At 43.3% G+C, this 7,946-nt stretch carries 8 protein-coding genes; 6 read left to right on the top strand and 2 right to left on the bottom strand.

Going from position 1 to position 7,946, the window contains the following annotated elements:
* The 6 genes from IQ235_RS12670 to IQ235_RS12645 form a co-directional block, all read left to right on the top strand.
* Window positions 1–575, top strand: a 575-nt coding sequence (locus IQ235_RS12670; RefSeq protein ID WP_264321819.1) for a glycosyltransferase family 4 protein, incomplete at its 5' end; no start/stop codon positions are given.
* 115 nt (window positions 576–690) lie between these two features.
* Window positions 691–1,827, top strand: coding sequence for a hypothetical protein (locus tag IQ235_RS12665; RefSeq protein ID WP_264321818.1), 1,137 nt, complete (start codon window positions 691–693; stop codon window positions 1,825–1,827).
* A 17-nt stretch (window positions 1,828–1,844) separates the two neighbouring features.
* Window positions 1,845–2,987, top strand: coding sequence for a glycosyltransferase family 4 protein (locus tag IQ235_RS12660; RefSeq protein ID WP_264321817.1), 1,143 nt, complete (start codon window positions 1,845–1,847; stop codon window positions 2,985–2,987).
* A complete protein-coding gene (locus IQ235_RS12655) occupies window positions 2,984–4,150 on the top strand; it encodes a glycosyltransferase (RefSeq protein WP_264321816.1) in 1,167 nt (388 codons plus the stop codon). Before IQ235_RS12660 ends, IQ235_RS12655 begins: the two co-directional genes overlap by 4 nt.
* A 58-nt stretch (window positions 4,151–4,208) precedes the next feature.
* Window positions 4,209–4,856, top strand: a complete 648-nt coding sequence (locus IQ235_RS12650; protein WP_264321815.1) for a class I SAM-dependent methyltransferase — start codon at window positions 4,209–4,211, stop codon at window positions 4,854–4,856.
* Between the two features lies 1 nt (window position 4,857).
* Complete coding sequence (locus IQ235_RS12645) at window positions 4,858–5,634, top strand: glycosyltransferase family 2 protein (RefSeq protein WP_264321814.1); 777 nt, start codon at window positions 4,858–4,860, stop codon at window positions 5,632–5,634.
* Window positions 5,635–5,745: 111 nt separating this feature from the next.
* Here IQ235_RS12645 and IQ235_RS12640 read toward each other — a convergent pair whose 3' ends face one another.
* Together IQ235_RS12640 and IQ235_RS12635 are read right to left on the bottom strand one after the other, a co-directional pair.
* Window positions 5,746–6,552, bottom strand: coding sequence for a DUF928 domain-containing protein (locus IQ235_RS12640; RefSeq protein ID WP_264321813.1), 807 nt, complete (start codon window positions 6,550–6,552; stop codon window positions 5,746–5,748).
* A gap of 450 nt (window positions 6,553–7,002) precedes the next feature.
* A partial coding sequence (locus IQ235_RS12635) for a WD40 repeat domain-containing protein (RefSeq protein ID WP_264321812.1) occupies window positions 7,003–7,946 on the bottom strand: 944 nt, incomplete at its 5' end.

The following is a 7,946-nucleotide window of genomic DNA, read 5'->3' as shown; positions in this document are numbered from 1 at the left end:
GGGCGATCGCGCGTACCCAGTTGGGAATTCCCGATGGCGTGTCGGTGGTGGGATGGGTCGGTCGCCTCCACTGTTCGATGAAAGGGACGGATGATTTTCTCAGGGTTGTGGCGCTTTTACCCGATCGTTTCTGGGGACTTGTCGTCGGTTCGGGCCCCGATCTCGATGCTCTCAAACGCTTAGCGGTAAGCTTGGGAATCGATCGTCGTGTCGTCTTTACCGGTCTGCTCGAAAACCCCGCAATTGCTAACCGGGCGATGGATGTTTTCTGCCTGACATCTCATTGGGAACCCTTCGGTTTAGTGGTGGCAGAAGCGATGGCTTGTGCTGTTCCCGTCGTGGGATTTCCCTGCACCGGTGGGGTCAATGAGTTACTCACCCCAGAAACCGGCTGCGTGTTACCCGATCGAAATCTACCGGCAATAGCGAGGGCGATCGTTGAAGCTGTCGAACATCCCGATCTCTGGCATCTGCATCGAGAACGGGCAATATCGCAGTTGAAAGAACGCCATAACTGGGAACAAAATACTGCCCATTTAGCTCTTGCCTACCAACAACTTTTTCGGTTTACATAACAGAGGGCGATCGCTAATGGCCCAATTTTATCTTTACTTACTAATCGGAATTTGCCTGGGATTGTTAGGCTGGGGATTCGTGCGCCCAGACCGGATTTATCAATACCCATTCATTATGGGCGCAATTTTTGTCTCGTTCATTGTGCCCCAAGCGATCGCCCTGGTGGAAAATCCAGGGGTAGCCAGTTCAGTAGCGATCGAACGGGTTTTACTGATGTCTTGTCTGTGTGCGGGAATGTGCTGGTTTGGCTATCAGTCTAAACCCAATTTAAAGCTACTCAAAAAACTCAATGTTCCCCACAACGATCGCAAACTACGCCAAGGGGCGATCGTTGTGATGGCGATCGGGTATTTCTTTTTGTTCCTACTTTCTCGAACTACCATTCAGTTTGCAGCTAATAGTAATTGGACGGGACCTGCAACGATCTATATATTCTTTTCTAAAGTGATTTATATCGCTTTGGCAATTACGGTCATTCTAGCCTTAAAAAATCCGACGAAAGTAAATATTATTTTAGCGCTCGTTGCCGGTTTACCGATCGTTCAGAATGCCATTCTAGTCGGTCGCCGTCAGCCAACGTTTGCCTTTCTAGTTATTATCGGCGTTTGTGCGTTCTACGTTCGCCGTCTTTTGCCTCCGAGACTCTTAACCCTCGGAGCAACGGTGAGTGCGGCTTATATCATTCCCATTTTGGGGCAACTTCGCGGTGACTTTTGGAGTGCCATTTTGAATGGCAATATTTCCAGTATCAATTTCGAGCAAGGGTTAAATCGTGTTTTGGAAGGGAACGTTTTGGAGTTTAGAAATGCGGCTATTTTAATGGATGCTGCCGCTAAAACCGGTCACTACGGATACGGAACTGGATTCTGGGATGCGATCGTTTTTCAATACGTTCCCGGTCAGCTTCTCGGATACGGATTTAAAAACTCATTGCAATTTAATTTAACTTCTTTCGATACAGTCAGTTTATTCGACTACAGTATCCCCAATGGTTCAACCACAACTGGAATTGGAGATACTTTCTTAGAGTTGGGATATTTTGGGTGTATTATCTTTTATATTCTTGCTTATTATTTTAAAAATATTTGGATTTCTGCCGTCTATCAAAATAGTGTATTTAGCCAACTTTTGTATGCTAGTATTATTAGTCCATCTATGGCAGGAATTACTCACGGAATCGATCGCTTTTTTCAAGAAATTATTCTTCAAATTTTCGTGTTAATGGCTATTCGATACTATCTTAGAAACTAAAGTAAAAAATATAATAAATGTTAAAAAGAATTGTAATTTTGTTTACTAACTACGGTCCATATCACTTATCTCGATTAGAAGCTTTTTATGAATATTGTGAGAGTCGATCGTGGGAAGTTGTTGGAATTGAATTAACTCGATCGGGAGTTGATTATCAATGGAAAACGACACTCGATCGCATTCCAATTTCAATCATTTCCCTCACAAAAGAAGACGAGTTTTATACAATCCGCTTTGATGAGTTAGTCCAAAAACTCTATCGAAGTTTATCTGAGCTTTCTCCCGATGTAGTGGCAATCTCCGGCTATGCTAGACCAACAATGCTTGCCGCACTTGTTTGGACTATTTTGCATCAAAAAATATCGATATTATTCTCTGAAACTCAAGAAAAAGATACTCAGCGTCAGTTTGGATTAGAAAAGCTCAAAAGCTTTATTGTTACAAAATATAATGCAGCGCTGGTGGGTGGTAAATCTCATAAATCTTATCTGAAAAAGTTGGGCTTGTCTCCAGAGAATATTTTTTTAGGATACGATACTGTGAAAAATTCTGTTTTCGACCCCATAAAAAATAGACAATTACCTCGACCAATACCCCAAAATTACTTTCTGTCAATTTCTAGGTTTATTCCTAAAAAAAACTTACTATTTTTAATTGATTGTTATGCAGAATATAGACGAAAAAGTAATAACGATCGAGCGTGGAATTTAGTTATTTGCGGTGATGGAAAACTAAAAGACGAAATCGAACAGTCTATCAAAAGGTTAAACTTAGAAAAATTTGTCCGACTACCCGGTTTTCTTCAACAAAGCGAACTACTCCCCTATTTAGCTCATGCTAACTGTTTCATTCATGCCAGTACCACAGAACAGTGGGGATTAGTCGTGAATGAAGCAATGGCATCGGGTTTACCGGTTTTAATCTCAAATCGTTGCGGCTGTTTTGAAGATTTAGTTATTGAAGAAATTAATGGTTTTGGATTCGATCCAGAAGATCGTCAACAACTAATCAGCTTAATGTTGCGGATGAGTTCAGAAGAAGTTGATTTACAAAAAATGGGATGCGCCGCTTTGAAACATATCCAAAATTTCTCACCTGATTATTTTGCTCGAGGTTTAGCCAAAGCGATCGAATCTGTAGCTGGAGATAAATTAACATGAATATTTTAATGACAGCTCCAGCATTGGGAAGTGTCTATGGCGGACCTTCTAAAAGTATTGTTAAGCTAGCTGAAGCACTTGGAAATCAAAATCTTAAAGTAGATTTAGTGGCGACAAATGCCAATGGAAATATTAAGTTAAAAGTTCCGTTACAAACTTGGATTTCCAAAAATAAATATCGTATTCGATACTTTCCTTTTTTAAAGGTCAAAGACTATAAAATAAGCTATTCATTAGGTCGATGGTTATTTAAAAATGTTAAAAATTACGATCTAGTCCAAACAAATTCTATTTTTTCTGCTTCGATGCTACCTGTTTACTGGGCTTGTCAAAAACAAGATACTCCTTACATTGTCACACCTCGTGGAATGCTAGAGCCTTGGGCACTTTCTTATAAAGCCTGGAAAAAACGAATTTACTATAAAATGTTAGAAAAACCGGCACTCAATCGGGCAAGTGCTATCCATTTACTCGCCTCTCCCGAGGCAGAAGGTGTAAAAGTTCTCAATCTAAAACCTCCTTTATTTGTGATTCCCAACGGAATTCACAGTCGAGATTTTTCTCAACTTCCCAACCCAAATCTTTTTTACCAGAAATTTCCTAAAACTAACGGAAAAATCCTTATTTTATTTCTCGGTCGGATCGACCCTAAAAAAGGATTAGACTTACTCGCACCAGCATTTTCCGAAGTGCGCGATCGATTTCCGAACGCACATTTAGTCATCGCCGGGCCCGATAATATTGGATTTACGTCAACAGCTCGCGGCTACTTTGCCAAGACTGGCTGCTTGGAGTCTGTAACGTTTACGGGGATGCTAGAAGGACAACTCAAATATGCAGCTCTGGCTGCGACGAGTCTTTATATCGCACCGTCTTACTCTGAAGGTTTTAGTATGTCAGTATTAGAAGGTATGGCATCTGGACTGCCTTGTATTATCACAACGGGTTGTAACTTTCCTGAGGCTGGAGTTGAGCGTGCTGCTCGTGTGGTCAATATTAATTCTGAGGAAATTGCAAACGCTTCGATCGAATGTTTGAAGAATCCTGAAAAAGCAAAAGAAATGGGCGATCGCGCCCGCAAACTGATATTCAATAAATATACTTGGGAGCGAATTTCAGAAAATTTGATTGAAGTGTTTGCAGATATTATTAACCAAAAATAGCTTTCTATTTGTCATTAACCGATCTATATAAGATCTATATAAATTCTAAATTGAGTCAATGAATACCCAAAATAAAAACCATGAATATCTGTATCCGGATAGCAATTCACTTCACCATCATACCTATTTAATATCTCCTCTTATAAAATTACTTTCCCATGTCAAAACGCCCGATATTATTAAGCCTCGAGTACTAGATATCGGCTGTGGAAATGGTAGTCTGAGCAATCTTATCGCTCGACAAGGGTACGATGTGGTTGGCATAGATGAATCGGAGTCAGGCGTTCGAGTTGCGCGTCAGGCTTTTCCCCAATGCCAATTCATTCAAGGTAGCATTTATCATTTGTCAGATCTAAAGCTAGAAAGTCAATTTGATGTCGTCATCTCATCTGAGACGATCGAACATTTATTTTACCCTCGGGAATTAGTTCGAGGTGCTCGAAAGTATCTCAAGTCAAACGGTCGTTTAATCTTGACGACTCCCTACCACGGCTATCTAAAAAATCTCGTGCTGGCAATTTCAGGAAAAATGGATCGACATTTTACAACCCTTTGGGATGGCGGTCATATTAAGTTTTTTTCGGTAGTCACTTTAAGATCTCTTCTCGAGTCTGAAGGATTTACAGACATTCAATTCGAGTTTGCCGGTCGATTTCCCTATTTGTGGAAATCAATGCTATGTTCTAGTACCTTCAAACTGTCCTAAAGTGTTGACCTATATTACACCTTTAATCCTGACTTATAACGAAGCTCCCAATATCGATCGCACCCTCCAACATCTCATTTGGGCAACTAGAATTGTAGTGATTGATAGCTATAGCACCGATGAGACTCTCGAAATATTAAAACGCTATTCTCAAGTCGAAATCTTCCAGAGAAAATTTGATACCCACGCCAATCAATGGAATCATGGTTTGAGCAAAGTTCACTCAGAATGGGTTTTGTCTTTAGATGCAGATTATATTCTAAGTAATCGATTAATAGAAGAACTTAAATTTTTACCTCAAAGTACCTCAATTGAAGGTTACTTTATTAGTTTTAAATACTGTGTTTTTGGAAAAGCTTTACGAGGTACAATACTTCCACCGCGTCTGTGTTTATTCAAAAAAAATAAGGTAGTTTATGTGGATGACGGACATACTCAAGTGGCTCGGCTCGACGGTCAGAGCGATCGGCTTTCTTCTTCTATCCATCACGACGATCGCAAACCCCTGAGTCGATGGATTTGGGCGCAAGAGCGCTATATGTTGCTAGAAGTAACAAAGTTACTAGAAACTCCAAGAGATAAATTAAGTCGAGCCGATCGGATTCGCAAACAAAAAATACTCGCTCCCTTTATCGTTTTGGTTTATTGTTTAATTTTGAAAGGGGGAATTTTAGATGGATGGCAAGGGTGGTACTACGCATTTCAACGTATGTTTGCCGAAGTCCTACTTTCTCTTCGTCTGATTGAAGCGGAGCACTTCAAAGGCGATCGAGACTAGAACGCGCGACCGGTCAACCAGAAGCTATACAAACAACAACGGCTGACTGTAACAGCCAGCCGTCGATGGATTGAGATCGAGTGACGTTATTGAATTTCTCTGAGTCCAAATCTAACGATATTGACGAGCCATATATTTTTTAACGGCAAGATATTGAACGCTATCCCATTCTACTAAAGGAGCCTGAGCGATGGAATTGAGTCCGACGGCAGTGAGTAACTGCTGCCACTGAGCCTCTAAATTCACATCGTCTGGGTTCGTGCGGCGCTGCTCGACCATCGCGGCTAAAGCATCGTACCAGAGTGAAGCTTCGCTGTAGACCTCAATTTTCTCGCTCTCGGAGGTAGCCGTTTCAATCTTGGCTGCGGTTTTCTCAGACTCGATACGTTGAATCCAGCCTTCGACGTGAATATCTGCGCTGCGATCGTTCGGGTTGCAGATTGCGGAAAAATACCAGCGATAATGTTGTCCCACTTGCAGCTCGGGAGCAGCATTGTTTTTGAGGTTGATTTCAACGATCCCAGCTTGACCCGGTGCCGTTAGAGTTTTTGTATAAACTGTATTGTATTCCACATCCTGCAAGACAAATTCGAATTCGAGTTGTTCGGAAGTTGCGGGAACGTGGAAAAAGAGAGCCGGACGGCCAGAGAGAGTTGCACCGGCATTGGTTTGCGGAACTAACGCAGTCAGAGCGCGGTCGACGGTCGGACAGTTTCCGCGAGTTCCTCCCCCTTCCCGCCGGCCGGGAGTTCCCATATCGGGAGGCGGACTAAAAGCATTCCACTCGTTACCAACAGTCTGGCTCAATTCAGTAGAACGGTCGGAGTTCGGTACGCTCGTTCCCGGTGCGGCGAATAGCCCGAGAGACAGGCCGATAGTGATGGGAACTAGAGAAAGGGTAAATGTTTTCCGAGTCATGATGGACACTCTCGATGGGTGATTTTCGTAGAAGTCAATGAGTGCAGGTGCCTATTTTTGCATATTGCTATCATCTTCAATTATATTCAGCTTTTTCTCGAGCCAAGTAGAGGAAAATACGTATTTTTTACTCTTTGTTCTATTTTTAATAAAATTCAAACTTGCTTGTATAAAATCTTAAAAAGAAGTAGTTTTGCCTCTATTTAGAATCAAAATACCGCTACGAGATATTTAATGTAATGAGAATGAAAAGACTATTTTCGTAAGAGTTTGGTGCGATTCTCGCCCTCGATCGATTGTGAGAACGTACAAATAAAAATCACGATAAATGCTATAATATAAAACCTCGAAGTCCGAAATCGAAATTCGAGCGGACAAGTTTCTCGATTCTATACACGGACACTCGCTCGATTGAATCGAGACACATCAATTCAAACCCGTAACGACGATTTATTCGAGATTCGGATCGGGGATTTCAATCCGCTGCCAAATTTTAATGATGCCTTCAGCACTACCGCCGATCGCGAGCTGACCTTGGGAATCGATCGCCAGAGACATGAGTGCGCCTGCATCGCCGGTGAGGATTTCCAGAAGCCGATCGCGATCTAAGTCCCACAATCCGATCGTGCCATCGGTGCTGGCACTAGCCAGGGTTTTGCCATCGGGATAAAATTCCACCGCCATCACTGCACCGGAATGCCCGACGAGTTGAGATCTCAACTCTTGACCGATCGCATCCCACACTCGAACCGTTCGATCGCGACTGCCGCAGACTAAGAGCTTGCCATCGGGGCTAAATGCAACGTCGGTCACGGGTTCTGAGATTTCGGCGAACGTCCGGGTCAGATCTTGTAGGGGTTTACCCGTGGTGTTGAGCTGCCAAAGTTTGAGGGTTCCATCGGCGCTACCACTGACGAGGAGAGCGCCATCGGGGCTAAAGGCGATCGCGTCTACCCGACCGGAATGACCGGCGTAACTTCCGAGAAACGTGACGCTGGGTCGTTTGCGCTTCCCACCCACTTTCAGCTTCCATAGCTTAATGGTTTGGTCGAACCAGCCGCTGGCTAAGATTTGCCCGTCGGGGCTAATGGCAATCGATCGCACCGACCCTGCCGTTTCCGAATCGTCGGTGAGGGTGGCGATCGCTTTTTGCTTTTCCATATCCCACAGTTTGATGGTTTTATCCCAACTGCCGCTGGCGAGGAATTTACCATCGGGGGTGAGAGCAATGGCGATTGCGGGACTGGTATGTTCGGCTAAGATGGCGATCGGTTCGCGAGTCTGAAGGTTCCACAGTTGAAGGGTTTTGTCGAAGCTACTTCCAATGAGCGTTTGGCTGTCGGGGGAGATCGCCAGATCGCTGACCCAATCGGAATGGTCGGTGAGGGTGGCGA

Origin of the sequence: Zarconia navalis LEGE 11467 (genome assembly GCF_015207075.1) — a bacterium.
Classification (GTDB): Bacteria; Cyanobacteriota; Cyanobacteriia; order Cyanobacteriales; family Geitlerinemataceae; genus Zarconia; species Zarconia navalis.
Note: the sequence above shows the minus strand (reverse complement) of the source record. Positions and strands in the feature narration are given on the sequence as shown.